The sequence below is a fragment of the Streptomyces sp. NPDC036764 genome, assembly GCF_055609385.1.
This window is the reverse complement of the sequence record NZ_JBVJPT010000020.1, coordinates 116050-137520: the sequence shown is the minus strand read 5'-3', so window position 1 is coordinate 137520 and position 21471 is coordinate 116050. Positions and strand designations below refer to the sequence as shown.

At 69.0% G+C, this 21471-nt stretch carries 20 protein-coding genes; 4 read left to right on the top strand and 16 right to left on the bottom strand.

What is annotated here, in order from left to right:
* Positions 1-4 precede the first annotated feature (4 nt).
* Genes nuoL through ACZ69Q_RS42510 form a run of 12 tightly spaced genes read right to left on the bottom strand, consistent with a single transcriptional unit; the run spans position 5 to position 12764 of the window.
* Positions 5-1918 (bottom strand): NADH-quinone oxidoreductase subunit L, encoded by a 1914-nt coding sequence (gene nuoL / locus ACZ69Q_RS42565; protein WP_471053535.1) that lies wholly within the window; start codon positions 1916-1918, stop codon positions 5-7.
* 16 nt (positions 1919-1934) lie between these two features.
* Positions 1935-2234, bottom strand: a complete 300-nt coding sequence (gene nuoK / locus ACZ69Q_RS42560; RefSeq protein ID WP_107904232.1) for an NADH-quinone oxidoreductase subunit NuoK — start codon at positions 2232-2234, stop codon at positions 1935-1937.
* Positions 2231-3073 (bottom strand): NADH-quinone oxidoreductase subunit J, encoded by an 843-nt coding sequence (locus tag ACZ69Q_RS42555; protein ID WP_471053532.1) that lies wholly within the window; start codon positions 3071-3073, stop codon positions 2231-2233. Before ACZ69Q_RS42555 ends, nuoK begins: the two co-directional genes overlap by 4 nt.
* Entirely contained in the window at positions 3070-3672 is a 603-nt protein-coding gene (nuoI, locus tag ACZ69Q_RS42550) for an NADH-quinone oxidoreductase subunit NuoI (protein WP_471053529.1), read from the bottom strand. Before nuoI ends, ACZ69Q_RS42555 begins: the two co-directional genes overlap by 4 nt.
* Positions 3665-5029 carry an NADH-quinone oxidoreductase subunit NuoH gene (nuoH, locus tag ACZ69Q_RS42545; protein WP_471053526.1) on the bottom strand — a complete coding sequence of 455 codons (1365 nt, stop codon included), beginning with the start codon at positions 5027-5029 and terminating at the stop codon, positions 3665-3667. The genes nuoI and nuoH overlap by 8 nt, the downstream gene beginning before the upstream one ends.
* Entirely contained in the window at positions 5026-7530 is a 2505-nt protein-coding gene (locus ACZ69Q_RS42540; RefSeq protein WP_471053524.1) for an NADH-quinone oxidoreductase subunit G, read from the bottom strand. Before ACZ69Q_RS42540 ends, nuoH begins: the two co-directional genes overlap by 4 nt.
* The gene (gene nuoF, locus ACZ69Q_RS42535) at positions 7527-8876 is read right to left on the bottom strand and encodes an NADH-quinone oxidoreductase subunit NuoF (RefSeq protein WP_471053523.1); all 1350 of its coding nucleotides are present in this window, start codon (positions 8874-8876) and stop codon (positions 7527-7529) included. The genes ACZ69Q_RS42540 and nuoF overlap by 4 nt, the downstream gene beginning before the upstream one ends.
* Positions 8876-9748, bottom strand: coding sequence for an NADH-quinone oxidoreductase subunit NuoE (nuoE, locus tag ACZ69Q_RS42530; RefSeq protein WP_471053520.1), 873 nt, complete (start codon positions 9746-9748; stop codon positions 8876-8878). The genes nuoF and nuoE overlap by 1 nt, the downstream gene beginning before the upstream one ends.
* Positions 9745-11082, bottom strand: a complete 1338-nt coding sequence (locus ACZ69Q_RS42525; RefSeq protein ID WP_471053518.1) for an NADH-quinone oxidoreductase subunit D — start codon at positions 11080-11082, stop codon at positions 9745-9747. The genes nuoE and ACZ69Q_RS42525 overlap by 4 nt, the downstream gene beginning before the upstream one ends.
* Positions 11079-11840: an NADH-quinone oxidoreductase subunit C gene (locus ACZ69Q_RS42520; RefSeq protein ID WP_471053516.1), complete on the bottom strand. Its 762-nt coding sequence runs from the start codon at positions 11838-11840 to the stop codon at positions 11079-11081. The genes ACZ69Q_RS42525 and ACZ69Q_RS42520 overlap by 4 nt, the downstream gene beginning before the upstream one ends.
* On the bottom strand, positions 11837-12391 hold the full coding sequence (locus tag ACZ69Q_RS42515) for a NuoB/complex I 20 kDa subunit family protein (protein ID WP_018528252.1): 555 nt from the start codon (positions 12389-12391) through the stop codon (positions 11837-11839). The genes ACZ69Q_RS42520 and ACZ69Q_RS42515 overlap by 4 nt, the downstream gene beginning before the upstream one ends.
* A 13-nt stretch (positions 12392-12404) precedes the next feature.
* Positions 12405-12764: an NADH-quinone oxidoreductase subunit A gene (locus ACZ69Q_RS42510; protein WP_030950624.1), complete on the bottom strand. Its 360-nt coding sequence runs from the start codon at positions 12762-12764 to the stop codon at positions 12405-12407.
* 712 nt (positions 12765-13476) lie between these two features.
* On the opposite strand from ACZ69Q_RS42510, the gene ACZ69Q_RS42505 reads away from it, so the two are divergent.
* Entirely contained in the window at positions 13477-14310 is an 834-nt protein-coding gene (locus ACZ69Q_RS42505; protein ID WP_471053513.1) for a C40 family peptidase, read from the top strand.
* An 84-nt stretch (positions 14311-14394) separates the two neighbouring features.
* Here the strand turns inward: ACZ69Q_RS42505 and ACZ69Q_RS42500 are convergent, their stop codons facing one another.
* A complete protein-coding gene (locus ACZ69Q_RS42500) occupies positions 14395-16221 on the bottom strand; it encodes a hydroxysqualene dehydroxylase (RefSeq protein ID WP_471053511.1) in 1827 nt (608 codons plus the stop codon).
* Positions 16222-16329: 108 nt separating this feature from the next.
* Between ACZ69Q_RS42500 and def the strand changes: the two genes are divergently transcribed.
* A complete protein-coding gene (gene def, locus ACZ69Q_RS42495; RefSeq protein ID WP_471053509.1) occupies positions 16330-16971 on the top strand; it encodes a peptide deformylase in 642 nt (213 codons plus the stop codon).
* A gap of 32 nt (positions 16972-17003) precedes the next feature.
* Here the strand turns inward: def and ACZ69Q_RS42490 are convergent, their stop codons facing one another.
* Entirely contained in the window at positions 17004-18311 is a 1308-nt protein-coding gene (locus ACZ69Q_RS42490; RefSeq protein ID WP_471053506.1) for a geranylgeranyl reductase family protein, read from the bottom strand.
* Between the two features lie 72 nt (positions 18312-18383).
* Here ACZ69Q_RS42490 and ACZ69Q_RS42485 point away from each other — a divergent pair, with 72 nt between their 5' ends.
* On the top strand, positions 18384-18917 hold the full coding sequence (locus ACZ69Q_RS42485; RefSeq protein WP_471053503.1) for a GNAT family N-acetyltransferase: 534 nt from the start codon (positions 18384-18386) through the stop codon (positions 18915-18917).
* 154 nt (positions 18918-19071) lie between these two features.
* Positions 19072-19386: a PASTA domain-containing protein gene (locus ACZ69Q_RS42480; RefSeq protein ID WP_471053501.1), complete on the top strand. Its 315-nt coding sequence runs from the start codon at positions 19072-19074 to the stop codon at positions 19384-19386.
* 9 nt (positions 19387-19395) lie between these two features.
* On the opposite strand, the gene ACZ69Q_RS42475 is transcribed toward ACZ69Q_RS42480, so the two are convergent.
* Both ACZ69Q_RS42475 and ACZ69Q_RS42470 read right to left on the bottom strand, forming a co-directional pair.
* Complete coding sequence (locus ACZ69Q_RS42475; RefSeq protein ID WP_471053498.1) at positions 19396-20091, bottom strand: demethylmenaquinone methyltransferase; 696 nt, start codon at positions 20089-20091, stop codon at positions 19396-19398.
* Positions 20088-21467 carry an acyltransferase family protein gene (locus ACZ69Q_RS42470; RefSeq protein ID WP_471053496.1) on the bottom strand — a complete coding sequence of 460 codons (1380 nt, stop codon included), beginning with the start codon at positions 21465-21467 and terminating at the stop codon, positions 20088-20090. Before ACZ69Q_RS42470 ends, ACZ69Q_RS42475 begins: the two co-directional genes overlap by 4 nt.
* Positions 21468-21471: the final 4 nt, after the last annotated feature.

Here is a 21471-nt window from a genome sequence, read left to right as displayed (position 1 = left end):
GGTATCAGACCGCCCTCATCAGCAGGGTCGCGGCGATGAGGATCGCCACACCTCCGAACATCGAGACCGCGTACGACCGCACGAAGCCGTTCTGGAGCCTGCGCATCCGTCCGGACAGGCCGCCGACGGAGGCCGCCGTGCCGTTGACGACGCCGTCGACCAGGGTGTGGTCGACGTACACCAGGGACCGCGTGAGGTGCTCGCCGCCGCGGACGAGGACGACGTGGTTGAAGTCGTCCTGGTACAGGTCGCGCCGGGCGGCCCGGGTGAGCACCGACCCGCGCGGGGCGACGGCCGGAACCGGGAGGCGGCCGTACTGGCCGTAGGCGATGGCGACGCCGATGACCATGCACGCGACGGTCGCGCCGGTGATGACCCCCGCGCTGAGCGGCGCGTCACCGTGGTCGTGCCCGGTGATGGGCTCCAGCCAGTGGATGAAGCGGTCGCCGATGCTGAAGAACGCACCTGCGGCGACCGACCCGACGGCCAGCACGATCATGGGGATCGTCATGACCTTGGGCGACTCGTGCGGATGCGGTTCGTTGCCCTTCTCGTCCGGCTGCCAGCGCTTCTCGCCGAAGAACGTCATCAGCATCACGCGCGTCATGTAGAACGCCGTGATCGCGGCGCCCAGCAGCGCGCAGCCGCCGAGGATCCAGCCCTCGGTGCCGCCCTTGGCGAAGGCGGCCTCGATGATCTTGTCCTTGGAGAAGAAGCCGGACAGGCCCGGGAAGCCGATGATCGCGAGGTAGCCGAGACCGAAGGTGACGAAGGTGACCGGCATGTACTTGCGCAGACCGCCGTACTTGCGCATGTCGACCTCGTCGTTCATGCCGTGCATGACGGATCCGGCGCCGAGGAACAGCCCGGCCTTGAAGAAGCCGTGCGTCACCAGGTGCATGATCGCGAAGACGTAGCCGATGGGGCCGAGACCGGCGGCGAGGACCATGTAGCCGATCTGCGACATGGTCGAGCCGGCCAGCGCCTTCTTGATGTCGTCCTTCGCGCAACCGACGATCGCACCGAAGAGGAGCGTGACGGCACCGACGATCGTGACGACCAACTGCGCGTCGGGCGCGGCGTTGAAGATGGCCCCGGAGCGGACGATCAGGTAGACGCCCGCGGTCACCATCGTCGCGGCGTGGATGAGGGCCGAGACCGGGGTCGGGCCCTCCATCGCGTCCCCGAGCCAGGACTGCAGCGGCACCTGGGCGGACTTGCCGCACGCGGCGAGCAGCAGCATCAGGCCGATCGCGGTGAGCTTGCCCTCGCTCGCGTCACCGACCAGGCCCGGCTCCCCCTCGCCGCCGAGCAGCGGTCCGAAGGCGAAGGTGCCGAACCACAGGAACATCAGCATGATCGCGATCGACAGGCCCATGTCGCCGACGCGGTTGACCAGGAAGGCCTTCTTCGCGGCGGTGGCAGCGCTGGGCTTGTGCTGCCAGAAGCCGATCAGCAGGTACGACGCGAGACCGACGCCCTCCCAGCCGACGTACAGCAGCAGGTAGTTGTCGGCGAGGACGAGCAGCAGCATCGCCGCGAGGAACAGGTTCAGATAGCCGAAGAAGCGGCGGCGCCGCTCGTCGTGCTCCATGTACCCGACCGAGTACAGGTGGATCAGCGAGCCGACGCCGGTGATCAGCAGCACGAACGTCATCGACAGTTGGTCGAGGCGGAAGGCGACGTCCGCCTGGAAGCTCTCGACCTGGATCCAACTGAACAGGTGCTGGGTGAGGGTGCGCTGTTCGGGATCCTTGCCCAGCAGGTCGGCGAAGAGGACCACGCCGAAGGCGAAGGAGGCGAACGAAAGGAGCGTGCCGATCCACTGGCCGACGGCGTCGAGGCGCCGGCCGCCGCACAGCAGTACGGCCGCTCCGAGCAGGGGCGCCGCGATCAGCAGCGCAATCAGGTTCTCCACGATTTCTTCCGACCCCTCAGAGCTTCATCAGGCTGGCGTCGTCGACCGAGGCCGAGTGGCGGGAACGGAACAGCGACACGATGATCGCGAGCCCGACGACGACCTCCGCGGCGGCGACGACCATCGTGAAGAAGGCGATGATCTGGCCGTCGAGGTTGCCGTGCATCCGGGAGAAGGCGACGAGCGTCAGGTTGCAGGCGTTGAGCATGAGCTCGATGCACATGAACACGACGATCGCGTTGCGCCTGATCAGCACGCCGGTGGCGCCGATCGTGAACAACAGGGCCGCGAGGTAGATGTAGTTGACCGGGTTCACTTCGATGCCTCCTCGGGCCGCTTGAAGGCCGACGGCTCGATGGCGGTCCGCTCCAGCCGCTCCTCCGCCCGCTGCTCCAGCGCCCGCAGGTCGTTGAGCGCCTCGGTGGACACGTCACGGATCTGACCGCGCTCGCGCAGCGTCTTGCTGACCGTGAGGTCGGAGGGGGTGCCGTCGGGCAGCAGGCCCGCGATGTCCACGGCGTTGTGCCGGGCGTAGACGCCGGGGGCCGGCAGCGGCGGGATGTGCTTGCCTTCGCGGATGCGCTCCTCGGACAGCTCGCGCTGCGTCTTGGCCCGCTCGGTGCGCTCGCGGTGCGTGAGCACCATGGCACCGATGGCGGCCGTGATCAGCAGGGCGCCGGTGATCTCGAAGGCGAAGACGTACTTGGTGAAGATGAGGGCGGCCAGGCCCTCCACGTTGCCGTTCGCGTTCGCCTGGGCGAGGCCGTTGAACTCCGTGATGGAGGCGTTCCCGATGCCCGCGATCAGCAGGATGCCGAAGCCGAGCCCGCACAGAAGGGCCAGCCAGCGCTGGCCCTTGATGGTCTCCTTCAGGGAGTCCGCCGCCGTCACGCCGACCAGCATCACCACGAACAGGAACAGCATCATGATCGCGCCGGTGTAGACGACGATCTGCACGATGCCCAGGAAGTAGGCACCGTTGGCGAGGTAGAAGACAGCCAGGACGATCATGGTCCCGGCCAGGCAGAGCGCGCTGTGCACTGCCTTCTTCATGAAGACGGTGCACAGGGCGCCGATGACGGCGACGGTGCCGAGGATCCAGAACTGGAAGGCCTCTCCGGTGGAGGTGGAGTAGGCGGCGAGCTGCGCGCTCATGCCTCCACCTCCCGTTCTTCCGGCTTCTCACCCTTGGAGACGGCGACCTGGCGCTCCGTGCCGGGAGCGGCTTCGGTCACCAGACCGCGGTAGTAGTCCTGCTCGTCGGTCCCCGGGTAGAGGGCGTGGGGGGAGTCGACCATGCCGTCCTCGAGACCGGCGAGCAACTGCTCCTTGGTGTAGATGAGGTTGGCGCGGCTGGAGTCGGCGAGCTCGAACTCGTTGGTCATCGTGAGCGCGCGCGTGGGGCACGCCTCGATGCACAGGCCGCACAGGATGCAGCGGGCGTAGTTGATCTGGTACACGGCGCCGTACCGCTCGCCCGGCGAGTAGCGCTCCTCGTCGGTGTTGTCGGCGCCTTCCACATAGATGGCGTCGGCGGGGCAGGCCCAGGCGCACAGCTCGCAGCCGACGCACTTCTCCAGGCCGTCCGGATGGCGGTTGAGCTGGTGCCGTCCGTGGAAGCGCGGAGCTGTGGTCTTCTGCTGCTCCGGGTACTGCTCGGTCAGCCGCTTCTTGAACATGGCCTTGAAGGTCACGCCGAAGCCTGCGACGGGGTTCATGAAACCGGGCTTGGTCTCCTTGGGCTCCTCAGCCATCGGACGCCTCCTTTCCATCCAGAGATCCGTCACTCTGAGTATCGGGCCCACCACTGACAATCAGCTCCCGCTCGCGGTGCGAGCGGCGACGCGGCACCGGGGGCAACTCCTGCCCCGGCAGCGGCGGTACGGGGAATCCGCCCGCCATCGCGTCGAACGCGGCCGGTTCCCCGGCGGCTGTCTCGGCGCCCTTCGCCTTCTCGCGGAACATGTCGACGACGAAGGAGAGCAGGAGCAGCGCGAGGACGCCGCCGCCGACGTAGAGGGCGATGTCGGCGAAGTCGTAGTTCTCGTTGCGCAGGGTCCGCACGGTCGCGACGAGCATCAGCCAGACGACGGAGACCGGGATGAGGACCTTCCAGCCGAGCTTCATGAGCTGGTCGTAGCGCACGCGCGGGAGCGTGCCGCGCAGCCAGATGAAGAAGAACAGCAGCAGTTGGACCTTGATCACGAACCAGAGGAGCGGCCACCAGCCGTGGTTCGCGCCCTCCCAGAAGGTGCTGACCGGATACGGGGCCCGCCAGCCGCCCAGGAAGAGCGTCACCGACACGGCCGAGACCGTCACCATGTTCACATACTCGGCGAGCATGAACATCGCGAACTTGATCGACGAGTACTCGGTGTTGAAGCCGCCGACCAGGTCGCCCTCGGACTCCGGCATGTCGAACGGGGCGCGGTTGGTCTCACCGACCATCGTGATGATGTAGATGATGAAGGAGACCGGCAGCAGCACGACGTACCAGCGGTCCTGCTGGGCCTCGACGATCGCCGAGGTCGACATCGAACCGGAGTAGAGGAACACCGAGGCGAACGCGGCGCCCATCGCGATCTCGTAGGAGATCATCTGCGCGCAGGAGCGCAGGCCACCGAGCAGCGGGTAGGTGGATCCGGAACTCCAACCCGCCAGCACGATGCCGTAGATGCCGACCGAGGCGACCGCGAGGATGTAGAGCATCGCGATCGGCAGGTCGGTGAGCTGCATCGTGGTGCGCTGGCCGAAGATCGAGATCTCGTTGCCGGCCGGGCCGAAGGGGATCACCGCGATCGCCATGAAGGCCGGGATGGCCGCGACGATCGGTGCGAGGACGTAGACGACCTTGTCCGCGCGTTTGACGATGACGTCTTCCTTCAGCATCAGCTTGATGCCGTCGGCGAGCGACTGGAGCATGCCCCAGGGGCCGTGCCGGTTGGGCCCGATGCGCAACTGCATCCAGGCGACGACCTTGCGCTCCCAGACGATGGAGAACAGCACGGTCACCATCAGGAAGGCGAAGCAGAACACCGCCTTGATGACGACCAGCCACCAGGGGTCGCGGCCGAACATCGAGAGGTCTTCAGCGGCGAGGAAAGGGCTCATGCCTCCACCTCCTCGGGGGCCTCGGACGCGAGGGTCGCCGGGCCGATGCGGACGAGTGAGCCGGGCAGTGCCCCGGAGTCGGAGGCGACGCCGCCACCCACGGAGTTCAGCGGGAGCCACACCACCCGGTCGGGCATCTCGGTGATCTGCAACGGCAGTTCCACGGTTCCGGCGGGGCCGGTGACGGCGAGGACGTCGCCGTTCTTCACGCCGGCCTCGGCGGCGGTCGCGGCCGACACACGCGCGTGGGCGGCGTGCCGGGTGCCGGCGAGCGCCTCGTCGCCCTCCTGGAGGCGGCCCTGGTCGAGCAGCAGCCGGTGCCCGGCGAGGACTGCCTCACCGGCGGCCGGCCGCGGCAACTGGGGCGCGCTCTCCAGGGGTTCGGTGGCCCGCGGTCCGTCCCAGGGGCCGAGCCGGTCGATCTCCGCGCGCGTGGTGCGCAGATCCGGCAGACCCAGGTGTACGTCCATGGCGTCGGCCAGCATCTGCAGGACCCGCGCGTCGGTCGGGGCCAGCCGGCGGGTCATCTGGTCGGGCTTGAGCGCGGCCTCGAAGAAGCGCACCCGGCCCTCCCAGTTGAGGAAGGTGCCGGCCTTCTCGGCGACCGCGGCGACCGGCAGCACGACGTCGGCGAGCTCGGTCACCTCACCGGGCCGAAGCTCCAGCGACACCACGAAGCCGACCTCGCCGAGCGCCTCACGCGCGCGTGCCGGGTCGGGCAGGTCGCCGACCTCGACGCCTGCGACGAGCAGGGCCTGGAGTTCGCCGGTCGCGGCGGCCTCCACGATCTGGCCGGTGTCGCGGCCGTAGCGGAGCGGGAGTTCGGCCAGCCCCCAGACGGCGGCGACCTCCTCACGTGCGCGTGGGTCGGTCGCGGGACGTCCGCCCGGCAGCAGCGTCGGCAGCGCGCCCGCCTCGACGGCACCGCGCTCCCCCGCCCGGCGCGGGATCCACACCAGCTCGGCGCCGGTCGCGGTCGCGGCCCGTACGGCGGCGGTGAGCCCGCCCGTGACGGCGGCCATCCGTTCGCCGACGACGATCACCGAGCCCTCGGTGCGCAGCGCCTCGGACGCCTGCGCGCCGGCCCCGTCCAGGCCGACGCCGCTCGCGAGCGCGTCCAGCCACTCCGTCTCGGTGCCGGGAGCGGCCGGCAGCAGCGTGCCGCCGGCCTTCTCCAGGCCGCGCGTCGCGTGCGTGGCGAGCGAGAAGACCTTCTGGCCGTGCCCCCGCCATGCCTTGCGCAGCCGCAGGAAGATCCCGGGCGCCTCCTCCTCGGCCTCGAACCCGGCCAGCAGGACGGCCGGTGCCTTCTCCAGGGAGGTGTACGTGGCACCCGTACCGTCCAGGTCACGGCCGTGACCGGCGACCCGCGCGGCAAGGAAGTCGGCTTCCTCGCCGCTGTGCACGCGCGCGCGGAAGTCGATGTCGTTGGTGTCGAGCGCCACGCGCGCGAACTTGCTGTACGCGTAGGCGTCCTCGACGGTGAGCCGGCCGCCGGCCAGCACGCCGGTGCGGCCGCGGGAGGCGAGCAGGCCTTGAGCTGCGATCTGGAGTGCCTCCGGCCAGGAGGCGGGTTCCAGTTCACCCTCGGCGTTGCGCACGAGCGGCGTCTGGAGCCGGTCGCGCTGCTGGGCGTAGCGGAAGCCGAACCGGCCCTTGTCGCAGATCCACTCCTCGTTGACCTCGGGGTCGTTGGCCGCGAGGCGTCGCATGACCTTGCCGCGCCGGTGGTCGGTGCGGGTGGCGCAGCCGCCGGAGCAGTGCTCGCACACACTCGGGGACGACACCAGATCGAAGGGGCGGGAGCGGAACCGGTACGCCGCCGAGGTGAGTGCCCCGACCGGGCAGATCTGGATGGTGTTGCCGGAGAAGTACGACTCGAACGGGTCGCCCTCGCCGGTGCCGACCTGCTGGAGCGCGCCCCGCTCAAGGAGCTCGATCATCGGGTCGCCCGCGATCTGGTTGGAGAACCGGGTGCAGCGGGCGCACAGCACGCACCGTTCGCGGTCGAGCAGGACCTGTGTGGAGATCGGCACGGGCTTCTCGTACGTCCGCTTCTTTCCCTCGAAGCGGGAGTCGGACTGGCCGTGCGACATGGCCTGGTTCTGCAGCGGGCACTCGCCGCCCTTGTCGCAGACCGGGCAGTCCAGCGGGTGGTTGATGAGCAGGAGCTCCATCACACCCTTCTGGGCCTTCTCCGCGACCGGGGAGGTGAGGTGCGTCTTGACGACCATGCCGTCCGTGCACGTGATGGTGCAGGACGCCATCGGCTTGCGCTGGCCCTCTACCTCGACGATGCACTGGCGGCAGGCGCCGGCCGGGTCGAGGAGGGGGTGGTCGCAGAAGCGGGGGATCTCGATGCCGAGCTGCTCGGCGGCGCGGATGACCAGGGTGCCCTTGGGCACGCTGATCTCGACGCCGTCGATGGTCAGCGAGACGAGATCCTCCGGCGGGACCGCCGTCTCTCCCCCTCCGGAGGGAGCGCTGGTGGTCACAGTCATGCGTTCACCTCCGTGCGGTGGTCGGCCCAGGCCGTCGACTTGGCCGGGTCGAAGGGGCAGCCACGGCCCGTGATGTGCTGCTCGTACTCCTCGCGGAAGTACTTCAGCGAGGAGAAGATCGGCGAGGCGGCGCCGTCGCCGAGTGCGCAGAAGGACTTGCCGTTGATGTTGTCGGCGATGTCGTTCAGCTTGTCGAGGTCGCTCATCACGCCCTTGCCGGCCTCGATGTCGCGCAGCAACTGCACGAGCCAGTACGTGCCTTCGCGGCAGGGTGTGCACTTGCCGCAGGACTCGTGGGCGTAGAACTCGGTCCAGCGGGTGACGGCGCGTACGACGCAGGTCGTCTCGTCGAAGCACTGCAGGGCCTTGGTGCCGAGCATGGAACCGGCGGCGCCGACGCCCTCGTAGTCGAGGGGGACGTCGAGGTGCTCGTCGGTGAACATCGGCGTCGAGGAGCCGCCCGGCGTCCAGAACTTCAGGCGATGGCCCGGGCGCATCCCGCCGCTCATCTCAAGGAGCTGGCGCAGGGTGATGCCGAGCGGGGCCTCGTACTGGCCGGGGCTGGCGACATGGCCGCTGAGCGAGTAGAGCGTGAAGCCCGGGGACTTCTCGCTGCCCATCGAGCGGAACCATTCTTTGCCCCGGTGCAGGATCGCGGGAACCGACGCGATCGACTCGACGTTGTTCACAACAGTCGGGCAGGCGTAGAGACCTGCCACCGCGGGGAAGGGGGGACGCAGCCGCGGTTGTCCACGGCGGCCTTCGAGCGAGTCGAGCAGTGCGGTCTCCTCACCGCAGATGTACGCGCCGGCGCCGGCGTGCACGGTGAGTTCGAGATTCAGGCCACTGCCGAGGATGTTCTCGCCGAGGAAGCCGGCCGCGTAGGCCTCGCGCACGGCCTCGTGCAACCGCCGCAGAACAGGGACGACTTCACCACGCAGATAGATGAAGGCATGCGAAGACCTGATGGCATAACACGCGATGACGATGCCCTCGATGAGGCTGTGCGGGTTCGCGAAGAGGAGCGGGATGTCCTTACAGGTCCCGGGCTCCGATTCGTCGGCGTTGACAACTAGATAGTGCGGCTTTCCATCACCTTGGGGAATGAACTGCCATTTCATTCCCGTCGGGAATCCCGCGCCGCCGCGCCCGCGCAGACCGGAATCCTTGACGTACGCGATCAGGTCGTCCGGCGACATCGCGAGCGCCTTGCGGAGCCCCTCGTACCCCTCGTGCCTTCGGTAGACGTCCAGCGTCCAGGACCTGTCCTCGTCCCAGAAGGCCGACAGCACGGGTGCGAGCAGCTTCTCGGGGCTGTTTTCCTTCAGCTCTGGTGCCAACGTCATCACTCCCCCTCCTCGGCGACAGGCCCTGCCGGGTGGGCTGGGTCGGACGCGGACGATTCCTGCGGCGCGTCGTGCGAGCTGAGGTGTTCAGCCGACGACGGTTGGTGCGCTGTCCTGTCCTGCGGCTCCTCGTGCGGGCCGCCGTCGCGCGGATGGACCACGCGCGCGGGTGCGGTCTCCCCCTTGGCCAGGCGGAGGCCCACCAGCGAGGCCGGTCCCGCACTGCCGCCCTCCTCGACGGCCCTGGGCCGCTCGTCGGGGAAGCCGGCCAGGATCCGCGCGGTGTCCTTGAAGGTGCACAGCCGGGCCCCGCGTGTGGGCTCGACGTCCCTGCCCGCGCGCAGGTCGTCGACGAGGCGCTTGGCACTGGCGGGGGTCTGGTTGTCGAAGAACTCCCAGTTGACCATCACGACCGGCGCGAAGTCGCAGGCGGCGTTGCACTCGATGTGCTCCAGGGTGACCTTGCCGTCGCCCGTGGTCTCGCCGTTGCCGACGCCCAGGTGCTCCTGGAGCTCCTCGAAGATCGCGTCGCCGCCCATGACCGCGCACAGCGTGTTGGTGCAGACGCCGACCTGGTAGTCACCGCTCGGCTTGCGCCGGTACATGGTGTAGAAGGTGGCGACCGCGGTGACCTCGGCCGTGGTCAGCTCCAGTACGTCCGCGCAGAACTGCATCCCTGTGCGCGTGACGTGGCCCTCCTCCGCCTGCACGAGATGCAGCAACGGCAGGAGGGCGGACCGGGAGTCCGGGTAGCGGGCGATGATCTCGCGCGCGTCGGTCTCCAGTCGGGCCCGAACGTCGTCCGGGTAGCCGGGCGCGGGCAGTTCGGGCATGCCCAGGCTGACGCCCCGCTCGGAAGAAGAGGTGGTCACCGGTCGACGCCTCCCATCACGGGGTCGATGGACGCGACGGCGACGATGACGTCGGCGACCTGGCCGCCCTCGCACATCGCCGCCATGGCCTGAAGGTTGGTGAAGGACGGGTCGCGGAAGTGGACCCGGAAGGGGCGGGTGCCACCGTCGGACACGGCGTGCACGCCGAGCTCGCCCTTGGGCGATTCGACGGCCGCGTACGCCTGTCCGGCCGGGACGCGGAAGCCCTCGGTGACCAACTTGAAGTGGTGGATCAGGGCCTCCATGGAGGTGCCCATGATCTTCTTGATGTGGTCGAGGGAGTTGCCGAGCCCGTCGGGGCCCAGGGCGAGCTGGGCGGGCCAGGCGATCTTCTTGTCGGCGACCATGACCGGGCCGGGCTGGAGCCGGTCCAGGCACTGTTCGACGATCCCGAGCGACTGGCGCATCTCCTCCAGGCGGATCAGGAAGCGCCCGTAGGAGTCGCAGGTGTCGGCGGTCGGGATCTCGAAGTCGTAGGTCTCGTAGTCGCAGTACGGCTGCGACTTGCGCAGGTCGTGCGGGAGACCGGTGGAACGCAGGATCGGGCCTGTCGCGCCGAGGGCCATGCAGCCGGCCAGGTCGAGGTAGCCGACGTCCTGCATGCGGGCCTTGAAGATGGGGTTCCCGGTGGCGAGCTTGTCGTACTCCGGGAGGTTCTTCTTCATCTTCTTCACGAACTCGCGGATCTGGTCCACCGCGCCGGGCGGCAGGTCCTGGGCGAGTCCGCCGGGCCGGATGTACGCGTGGTTCATCCGAAGGCCCGTGATGAGCTCGTAGATGTCGAGAATCATTTCACGATCACGGAATCCGTAGATCATGATCGTGGTGGCGCCGAGCTCCATGCCGCCGGTGGCGATGCACACCAGGTGGGAGGAGAGCCGGTTCAGCTCCATCAGGAGCACCCGGATGATCTTGGCGCGCTCGGTGATCTCGTCCTCGATGCCGAGGAGCTTCTCGACGGCGAGACAGTAGGCGGTCTCGTTGAAGAAGGACGTCAGGTAGTCCATGCGCGTCACGAACGTGGTGCCCTGCGTCCAGGTCCGGTACTCGAGGTTCTTCTCGATGCCGGTGTGGAGGTAACCGATGCCGCAGCGGGCCTCTGTGACCGTCTCGCCGTCGATCTCCAGGATCAGGCGGAGCACTCCGTGGGTGGAGGGGTGCTGGGGGCCCATGTTGAGGACGATGCGCTCGTCGTCGGCACGGGCCGCGGCCTCGACGACCTCGTCCCAGTCGCCGCCGGTGACCGTATATACGGTGCCCTCGGTGGTCTCGCGCGCGGATGCGGAAGCGGCTGCTGACTGTGTGTTGCTCACGAGTACGACCTCCGCTGGTCCGGAGCCGGGATCTGGGCGCCCTTGTACTCGACGGGGATGCCGCCGAGGGGGTAGTCCTTGCGCTGCGGGTGGCCCTGCCAGTCGTCCGGCATCATGATCCGCGTCAGGGCGGGGTGACCGTCGAAGACGATGCCGAAGAAGTCGTAGGTCTCGCGCTCGTGCCAGTCGTTGGTCGGATAGACGGAGACCAGCGACGGGACGTGCGGGTCGCTGTCGGGGGCGCTGACTTCGAGTCGGATCAGCCGGTTGTGGGTGATCGAGCGCAGGTGGTAGACGGCGTGCAGCTCCCGGCCCTTGTCGCTCGGGTAGTGGACGCCGCTGACTCCGGTGCACAGTTCGAAGCGCAGGGCCGGGTCGTCGCGCAGGGTGCGGGCGACGCGGAGCAGGTGCTCGCGTTCGATGTGGAAGGTGATCTCGTCCCGGTCGACGACCGTCTTCTCGATGGCGTTGTCGGGCAGGAGGCCCTGTTCCTCGAGCGCGCCTTCGAGTTCGTCGGCGACCTCGTCGAACCAGCCTCCGTAGGGGCGGCTCGCCGGGCCCGGCAGCCGGACGGAGCGGACGAGGCCGCCGTAGCCGGAGGTGTCGCCGCCGTTGGTGGCGCCGAACATGCCGCGCTGGACGCGGATCTCCTCGCCGCCCTGGCCGCGCTGGCCCGGGAGGTTGGAGGCGGAGAGGTCCTTCTCGGGGTTGACCCCGTTCGACCCGTTCGCCCCGTTGGTGCCGTTCGCGTCGCTCACCGCAGCAGCCCCTTCATCTCGATCGTGGGCAGGGCCTTGAGCGCCGCTTCCTCCGCCTCGCGTGCCGCCTCCTCGGCGTTCACGCCGAGCTTGGAGGACTGGATCTTCTGGTGGAGCTTGAGGATGGCGTCCATCAGCATCTCGGGCCGTGGCGGGCAGCCCGGCAGATAGATGTCGACCGGGACGATGTGGTCGACGCCCTGCACGATCGCGTAGTTGTTGAACATGCCGCCCGAGGAGGCGCAGACCCCCATGGAGATCACCCACTTGGGGTTCGGCATCTGGTCATAGACCTGCCTGAGCACCGGCGCCATCTTCTGGCTCACCCGGCCGGCGACGATCATCAGGTCGGCCTGGCGCGGGGATCCGCGGAAGACCTCCATGCCGAAGCGCGCCAGGTCGTAGCGGCCGGCGCCGGTGGTCATCATCTCGATGGCACAGCAGGCGAGGCCGAAGGTGGCCGGGAAGACGGACGACTTGCGCACCCAGCCCGCGGCCTGCTCGACGGTGGTCAGCAGGAATCCGCTCGGCAGCTTTTCTTCGAGTCCCATGTCTAAAGGCCCCTCAGTCCCATTCCAGGCCGCCGCGCCGCCATACGTACGCGTACGCGACGAAGACGGTGAGCACGAAGAGCAGCATCTCCACGAGCCCGAAAATCCCCAGGGAGTCGAAGGTGACGGCCCAGGGGTAGAGGAAGACGATCTCGATATCGAAGATGATGAAGAGCATCGCCGTCAGGTAGTACTTGATCGGGAAGCGCCCGCCGCCGGCCGGCGTGGGGGTCGGCTCGATACCGCACTCATAGGCCTCGAGCTTGGCCCGGTTGTACCGCTTCGGACCGATCAGCGTGGCCATGACCACGGAGAAGATCGCAAAGCCTGCCCCGAGGGCTCCCAGTACGAGGATGGGCGCATACGCGTTCACCGCTCCTCGCTCCTCTCAGTCGGCACTGACTGCTGGCGGTTGCACTGGGCTCACAGCCGCCCCACCGGTCCCACGAGCCCCGCTCGTCCCGGCGAAGATCGAGAACATGTGAAGCAGGTCACAAGCCCAACTGCCTCGCATCTTATGCCCGCCGCTCTGTGATCTGCGACACGGGGTATTACACAAGCTTTGTGATCTCCACCACCTGACGAAGGATCATGAACAGGGATGAGCGGTGATCTTCACACGAGAAGCGTCCGAGTGATCACCAGAGGTGACATTTTCGCTCGTCGGTGCAGCTCGGAGGGGGCGTCTCAATATCAAGAGAGTTCTCTTGCATGCAAATTGGTGCTGGACCGGATGACTTGGTAGAGGACCCGTTCACACATCAGAGGGAGAGCCGGGAGCAGATGTGGACGCGTGCACGCGTTCACGAGCGACGGCGGTCGCGATTCGCGCACCAGACGCCCACGGGGTCGTAACCGTTGCGTGACCTCCGCCACATCGATGAGAGACCTCTGAGAACCGGGCTTGGCCACCGGTCCCAACAGGTGGTAGGCGAAGAGCAATTCGGACTTAATGATGAAAGACCGTGATCACGGGCAGAAGACGAGCGCCCGCAATGTCCGTTACGGCGTCAATAAAGGGTGACCCGGGAGAATTTCGGGCCGCCGATTGAACAACTGTGGCGCAGCCCACGTTTCTTGAAGGTATGGAGGAGCCCCTGGTACCCGTTGTTCTCATGTCCCACACCGCTCACATACGTAGCCACCGGAAACCCCGCCGCACCGCGTCGTCGACCATCGCGATGCGCGCCGGAGTTGCCGGTGGCGTCCTCAGCATGGCAGCGGCAGGCGCAGCGGCCACGGCGAACGCCGCCGAGCCGGTGACGCAGACCATCGAACTGCCCACCCTCACGGGTGACCTGGCGGACCAGCTCGCCCAGTCCGCCGACGCCACGCAACTGGCGGCGGCGAACTACGAGCTCGACGCCGAGCGTGACGCGGCAGCCGCCGCGGCCGCCAAGGAGGCCAAGAAGGACCTCGCGGAGGCCAAGAAGAAGGCCGAGGCGAAGAAGAAGGCCGAGGAGGCCCGCAGGGCCGCCGCCGAGGAAGCCGCCTCGCGCAGCGCCGAGCGGACCACCCTGTCCGCCTCCGCGAGCACCAGCACGGACGTGTCCGCTCCCGCGAGCGGCAGCGTGGGCACGGTCATCGCCTTCCTCAAGGCGCAGCTTGGCGACGCGTACGTCCTGGGTGCCACCGGCCCCAACGCGTGGGACTGCTCCAGCCTGGTCCAGGCCGCGTACAAGCAGGTGGGCGTGGACCTGCCGCGGGTCTCGCAGGACCAGTCGATGTCCGGCACCGACATCCCGCTCTCGCAGGTGCAGGTCGGCGACATCCTCTACTGGGGCGGCAAGGGTTCCGCTTACCATGTGGGCGTGTACATCGGTAACGGCCAGTACCTGGACGCGGCCAACCCCTCCAAGGGCGTCGTCATCCAGGACCTGTCCGGCTACCCGGCGTCGGGTGCGGTGCGCGTGCTCTGACGCGAGCCGTACAACAGGCGTACGGAAGGGGCCGCAGCCGCTCGGGGGCAGCGGCCCCTCCGTCATCCCTCAAGCCCCCGGCGTCTATCCGAGGTCGAACGTGTTGGGCAGGCCCAGCCTGTAGCGCACCTCGTCGATCCGCTTGAGGGGCTCCATCTCCGGGGGCCGGTACAGCTCCCAGATCTCACAGCGCTCGGCGTCCGAATTGTCCGCGTCCAGGAGCGCGTTGACCGCGAGGCGGGCCGACTCGTTGGCGCCCTCCATCGTCGCGAGGTCGACGTCCGTGCGGACGTAGTCGCCGGCGAGGAAGAAGTTCGGGACCCTCGTGCGGGCCGTGGGGCGGTTGTAGAGCGTGCCCGTGGGGTGGATGAGGAGCTGTTCGCGGTTCTGCGGGTCAGGGCCGCCCAGACCCGTCACCGCCGGGTCCATGAACCAGCCGAGGCGGTCCTCGTCCCGCAGCACCGTCTTGCCGGCGTCGTTGAGGCCGGCCTTCAACTGCGCCCAGAGTTCGGCGACGACCTCCTCCTTGGTGCACTCCTTGGCCGTCTTGCCGTACAGGATGCCCGGCTTGTCCCACTCCGAGATGATGGCGGAGAGGCAGTCCAGGGCGCGTCCGTCGCCGTAGTCGCGGGAGAAGTCCCGTCCCGCCCAGAACTGGGCCTGGCCGACGCCGGTCACCGACCAGGGTGAGTCGAGGCAGTTGATGTGGCCGTGCACGACCGGGGTGGGTGTGCGGAGGTAGAACATCACGCCGGTCATCCAGTCGGCCTGGAGGGCGTCGCAGCGCGCGAGCTGCGGGTCGGCGGCGCGCAGGGCGGGACCCCAGGTACCGCGCGCGTGCTCGACGGGGAGAGCGGAGATGTAGTGGTCGGCGGTGACGGTACGTTCGTCGCCGCCGTCGCGGGCCGAGACGCGGACCCCGCTCACCCGGCCGGCGGCGTACTGGACCTCGCGGACCTGGGTGCCGAGGTCGAACTCGACGCCGAGGGAGCGCAGGTGGGCCTCCCACGGATCGATCCAGGCCTCGCTCGTGGGGGCGTTCAGGACGCGGTCGATGTCCGCGTCGCCGTCCATGCCACGGCCGAGCAGGCCCCACAGGAGCAGGGCCTCGATGATGACGCGGCCGACGGTCCGGGTGGAGGCGACCTCCGCGCGCGTGGCGACGAGGTTGCGGGTCTGGCCGATGCCGAGGACGGTGCGGTACTCCTCGCTCATCTCCTCGGCGCGGATGAAGTCCCACCACGAGACCTTCTCCCACTGTTCCTCGCGGCGGGCGTCGCAGCTCGTGAGGTGGACCAGGAGGCGGTCGGCGAAGTAGGCGGCCTCGTGGGCGGGCAGGCGGGTGCCGAGGTCCAGCACCGACAGGAGCTGGTCGCGGATCCAGGTGAGGGTGAGGTCGCCGGGGCGCGGCGGGGTGGTGGCGCGGCGCAGCGGGAAGTGCAGGTCGGCCCGGCCGCCGGAGCGGGCGAACAGGGCCTCGGTGCCGCTGACGAGGTTGTCGTGGACGCCGTGCGCGTTGCCGGGGACGGGGATGCGGCGCATGGTCTCCGGCAGGTTCCGGTAGAAGCCGGGGAAGAAGCGGAAGCCGTGTTCCGCGGGGAGGTCGGCGCGGCCGCCGGCCGCCGTTCCCGGGACGGGCATCGAGCGGGCCTTGCCGCCGAGGGCGTCGTAGTACTCGTAGACGGTGACGGCGTAGCCGCGTTCGGCGAGTTCGTGGGCGGCGCTCAGGCCGGAGACTCCGCCGCCGAGGACGGCGACGCGTTTGCCCGTGGCGGCCCGGGCGGTGCCGGCGGGCCATAAGGCGACGGCGCCGGCCACCGAGCCTGCGCCGGCCAGGAAGCGTCTGCGGGTGTGGCCGGACGGTGTGTGGCCTGTCTGCTCCTGGGGCTCGTGCGCGTGTTCTGTTGTCATGAGACCCGGAGGGTAGGGAGGGTCCGCGCAGGCCGGAAGGCGGTTTCGCGCCCGGCCACAGCATCCTCACAACCCGCGACAGCAGTAGGACGGAAAGGGAGAACGACGATGCCCAGCGTTTTCGTGCAAGGCAGGCCCGTGGAGTCGTATCCGCCGCTCGCGCCCGAGGCCCGGCGTGGATCGGTGCGGCGGATCACCGAGGTGGGCGAGGAGGTGCTGCACAAGCCGTGCCGGGACGTGACCGAGTTCGGGCCCGATCTCGCCGCGCTCATCGACGACATGTTCCTGACGATGTACATCGCCGACGGGGCGGGGCTGGCGGCGAACCAAGTCGGCGTCGATGCACGGCTGTTCGTGTACGACTGCCCGGACGACGACGGGGCCCGGCATGTCGGGCACATCGTCAATCCGGTGCTGGAGCCGCTGGGCGCCTCGGAGCGGCGGCTCCTCGACGACTCGGAGGGCTGTCTGTCGGTGCCGGGCGCCGTGATGGACGTACCGCGTCCGGACCGGGCCGTGGTGCGCGGGTTCGACAAGGACGGCGAGCCGCTCGTGATCGAGGGCACCGGGTACTTCGCCCGCTGTCTCGCGCACGAGGCCGATCACTGCAATGGGCAGGTCTATCTGGACCGGCTGTCCGACCGGGAGCGCAAGGACGCGCTGCGGCAGGTGGCGGACCGGCGCGACGAGGTGTTCGCGCGCCGGGCCGCCAACGTCGAGGCCCTCGGCCGGGCCCGGTCGGCCGGCTGAGCCCTGCCCCACACACAGCCGCAGCCGTGTGACTAGGCCTTCGGCGCCACCTTGCTGAGGCCGTTGATGATGCGGTCCATCGCGTCGCCGCCGGTCGGGTCCGTGAGGTTCGCGAGCAGCTTCAGCGTGAACTTCATCAGCATCGGGTGGGTCAGGCCGCGCTGGGCCGCGATCTTCATGACCTTCGGGTTGCCGATGAGCTTCACGAAGGCGCGGCCCAGCGTGTAGTAGCCGCCGTAGGTGTCCTTCAGGACACGCGGGTAGCGCTGGAGGGCGAGTTCACGGCTCGCGGCCGTCGGGCGGGCGTGGGCCTGGACGATGACGTCGGCGGCGATCTGGCCGGACTCCATGGCGTAGGCGATGCCCTCGCCGTTGAAGGGGTTCACCAGGCCGCCGGCGTCGCCGACCAGCAGCAGGCCCTTGGTGTAGTGCGGCTGGCGGTTGAAGGCCATCGGGAGCGCGGCGCCGCGGATCGGGCCGGTCATGTTCTCCGGCGTGTAGCCCCAGTCCTCCGGCATGGAGGCGCACCAGGCCTTCAGGACCTCGCGCCAGTCCAGCTCCTTGAAGGAGTCGGAGGTGTTGAGCACACCCAGGCCGACGTTCGAGGTGCCGTCGCCCATGCCGAAGATCCAGCCGTAGCCGGGCAGGAGGCGGTCCTCGCCCGGGCCGCGGCGGTCCCACAGCTCCAGCCAGGACTCCAGGTAGTCGTCCTCGTGGCGGGGGCTTTCGAAGTACGTCCGTACGGCCACGCCCATCGGGCGGTCCTCGCGGCGGTGCAGGCCCATCGCGAGGGAGAGGCGGGTGGAGTTGCCGTCGGCGGCGACCACGAGAGGCGCGTGGAAGGTGACCTCGCGCTTGTCCTCGCCGAGCTTGGCGTTGACGCCGGTGATCCGGCCGGTGCGGTCGTCGATGATCGGGGCGCCGACGTTGCAGCGCTCGTAGAGCCGGGCGCCGGCCTTCTGGGCCTGGCGGGCGAGCTGTTCGTCGAAGTCGTCGCGCTTGCGCACGAGGCCGTAGTCGGGGAAGGAGGCGAGATCCGGCCAGTCGAGCTGGAGGCGGACCCCGCCGCCGATGATGCGCAGCCCCTTGTTGCGCAGCCAGCCGGCCTCCTCGGAGATGTCGATGCCCATGGCCACGAGCTGTTTCGTGGCGCGCGGCGTGAGGCCGTCGCCGCAGACCTTCTCCCTCGGGAACTCGGTCTTCTCCAGCAGGAGTACGTCGAGGCCGGACTTGGCCAGGTGGTACGCCGTCGCGGAGCCGGCCGGCCCCGCGCCCACGACGATCACATCGGCGGTGTTCTCGGAGAGAGGGGAGGAGTGGGGCTCGGTCACGACGGTCACGGCTGGATCTCCCCAGGGGTTCGAAATCTGCGTGCCGACCGGCACTGGACATGGGCAGTCTATTCAGCAGAATTGATCACCCGGCTGAAGGGCTGCCCTGTGAACCGAGCTCTCCCCGTAGTACGGCTGCGTGTGCCCACCGACGAGGACGCGGTCGCCTGGCATCGGGTCTTCGCCCACCCGGACGTCATGGAGTTCCACGGTGGCAGGGCCGCCGAACTGTCCGCCTACGAGGAGCTCACCGCCCGCCAGCGCCGGCACGACGCCGAGCGGGGGTTCTGTCTGTGGACCGTGCTCGACGAGCACGAGCGGGTCCTCGGTTTCACGGGCGCCCAGCCGTGGGAGCGGCCGTGGGGTCCGACGGGCGAGATAGAGATCGGCTGGCGGCTCGGGCGGGAGCACTGGGGACAGGGGTACGTCACCGCCGCCGCGCAGTTGACGCTGGAGCGGGTCCGGGCGGCCGGGGTGCCGGACGTGGTGGCCATGGTCGACGCGGGCAACACGCGGTCGATCGCGGTGACCCGGCGGCTGGGCATGCGGCTCGCCGAGGAGTTCACCGCCCCGGACGCCGGGCGGACGGCGCACTGCTACCGGCTCGATCTGTGACCTCCGAACCGAGAGCCCCGATTCCGGATTCATCACGGTGAGTAATCGACTGCTACAGAAAGATACTTGAAGCTTCCGGACGACACCCCGGGCGGTTACCCTTCCAGTACCGCTGGGGGTGACATCTGTGCGCATAACACCCAAAACGCCCGAGGTGCGAGTTCCGAAACTCGTCGGACTGATGGCCATGGACGCGCGCGAGGCAGCGAAGTCGCACGGCCTTGTCCTCAACGCACCGGACCGGCCGGACTTCCACCTCACCGTCGTCGACTACGTCGTACGCCAGTATCCCCAGCCCGGAGCCGAGGTGCCGCGGGACTCGATGGTCTACATCTGGTTCGACTTCGGCGAGGGCGAGGGCGGCGGAGGCATACGCGAGCCACGCATACCGCGACCGCCCTCGGGCGGACTGCAACGCGAGCTGGACGAGCCCGGAGAGGACTCGTACCCGGTGGTCAGCTCAGCCTGAGCCCGGCGCTCAGCTCTGCTTGAAACCCCGGTGCAGGGCCACGACCCCGCCCGTCAGGTTCCGCCACGCCACCTTCGACCAGCCCGCCTTGCGCAGGCGCTCCGCCAGGGCCGGCTGGTCGGGCCAGGCACGGATGGACTCGGCGAGATAGACGTACGCGTCGGGGTTCGAGGACACCGAGCGCGCGACCGGCGGCAGGGCGCGCATCAGGTACTCGGTGTAGACGGTGCGGAACGGCGCCCAGGTCGGGTGCGAGAACTCGCAGATGACGACCCTGCCGCCGGGCCGCGTCACCCGGTACATCTCACGCAGCGCGGCGTCGAAGTCCTGGACGTTGCGCAGCCCGAAGGAGATCGTCACGGCGTCGAAGGTGTCGTCCTTGAACGGCAGCCTCGTCGCGTCGCCCGCCGTGAACGGCAGCCAGGTGTGCTTGCGCTTGCCGACCTGGAGCATCCCGAGCGAGAAGTCGCACGGGACGACGTAGGCACCGGTCTGCGCGAACGGCAGCGAGGAGGTGGCCGTGCCGGCGGCCAGGTCGAGGATCTTCTGCGCCGGGCGGGCGTCGACGGCCTTCGCGACCTCCTTGCGCCATCTGCGGTCCTGGCCGAGCGACAGCACGTCGTTGGTCAGGTCGTACCGTTCCGCCACGTTGTCGAACATCGAGGCGACTTCGTGCGGCTGCTTGTCCAGGGATGCGCGGGTCACGGGCCCATTGTGGCAGTACGGCCGCACGGGCTCGCAGTACGGCCTCCCGGGAGGAGCTTCGGCTTCTTCTTCCCGGCCACGTCCTCCACCCACCCGCACAGCAGCACGAAGACGGCGATCAGGATCCAGCCGACGCCGAACATGAACCACTGGCTCTCCAGCGGCAGGTACGCCTCGAACGCGGGCACGTTCCAGAACCGGTCGATCAGCGGGACGGCGAGGATCAGGGCGATCTCGTGCCAGAGGTAGATCGTCACGGCACGGGCGTTGAAGATCGTGACGAGGCGGTCGAGGCGGCGGAAGCGGGTCAGCCGGGCGAAGTCGATCCCGAAGTACGACTTCGCCCACATCAGGAGTGTCACGCACCCGGCCGACCAGAGGGCCTGCGCGAGCGGGATGTCGTCCAGGTCGTACGAGCCGGTCTCGGCCTGGTGCGTGAAGGCGTACCAGCCGCCGAAGCCGATGGCCGCGAGCGACAGGGCGGCAACCGCGAACGGCCTCAGCCGGGCGAGCACACCGTCGCGGTGCGCGAAGCCGAGGATCCAGCAGAACAGGAAGGTGGCCAGGTCGGTCAGCGCGCTGCCGAAGCGGTCGTCGGGGGGCTCCCAGGCGATGCGGAGGACGACGATCGGCGCGAGCGAGAGCAGCAGCACCGCCACCGGAGCCAGGCGGAACACGCGCAGCAGCAGCGGCGACAGCAGGACGAACCACAGATACGTCCGCAGATACCAGAGGATCTCCCAGGCCTGCTCGGCCCACGCGTTGCCCGGCGGGTCGCCCAGCGGCACGATCCAGTAGACGATCTGCCATCCCGGCATCCAGTCGTGGACGAGCATCGCCACGACCACGAAGAAGCCCCAGAACCAGAAGGGCGGCAGCAGCCGGCGCAGCCGGCCGCGCACCACCTGCGGCGCGGGGTGCTCCAGGGACTTCGCCATGAGGGTGCCGGCCAGGGCGAACATGATCCCCATCGAGGGGAAGACCATGCCTGCCCAGGCCCAGCCGAAGGTGTGGTAGGCGACCACGCGGATCAGGGCGACGGCACGCAGGGCGTCGAAGTAGCGGTCGCGGCCCGGGGGCCGAGGCGGAGGCTTCTCCTCCTCCGCCTCGGCGGCTGCGGAAGGTGCCGAAGCCGCGGGCTCCGGCGCCGGTTCCTGCTCCACCACCGGCAAGGGCGCGGCCACCTGCGCCGCTCCCTGTCCGTGGTCGGCGTACCCCTGGGGATACGGCTGCTGTGGGTAACCCGGGTACCCGTACCCCTGACCGTACCCCTGCTGGTGCCCCTGCTGCTGGTACGGCGGCGGATACCCCGGCTGCTGATACGGCTGCTGCGGGTACTCCGGCTGCTGACGTTCCGGCTGCGGCTCCCAGCTCATCGGC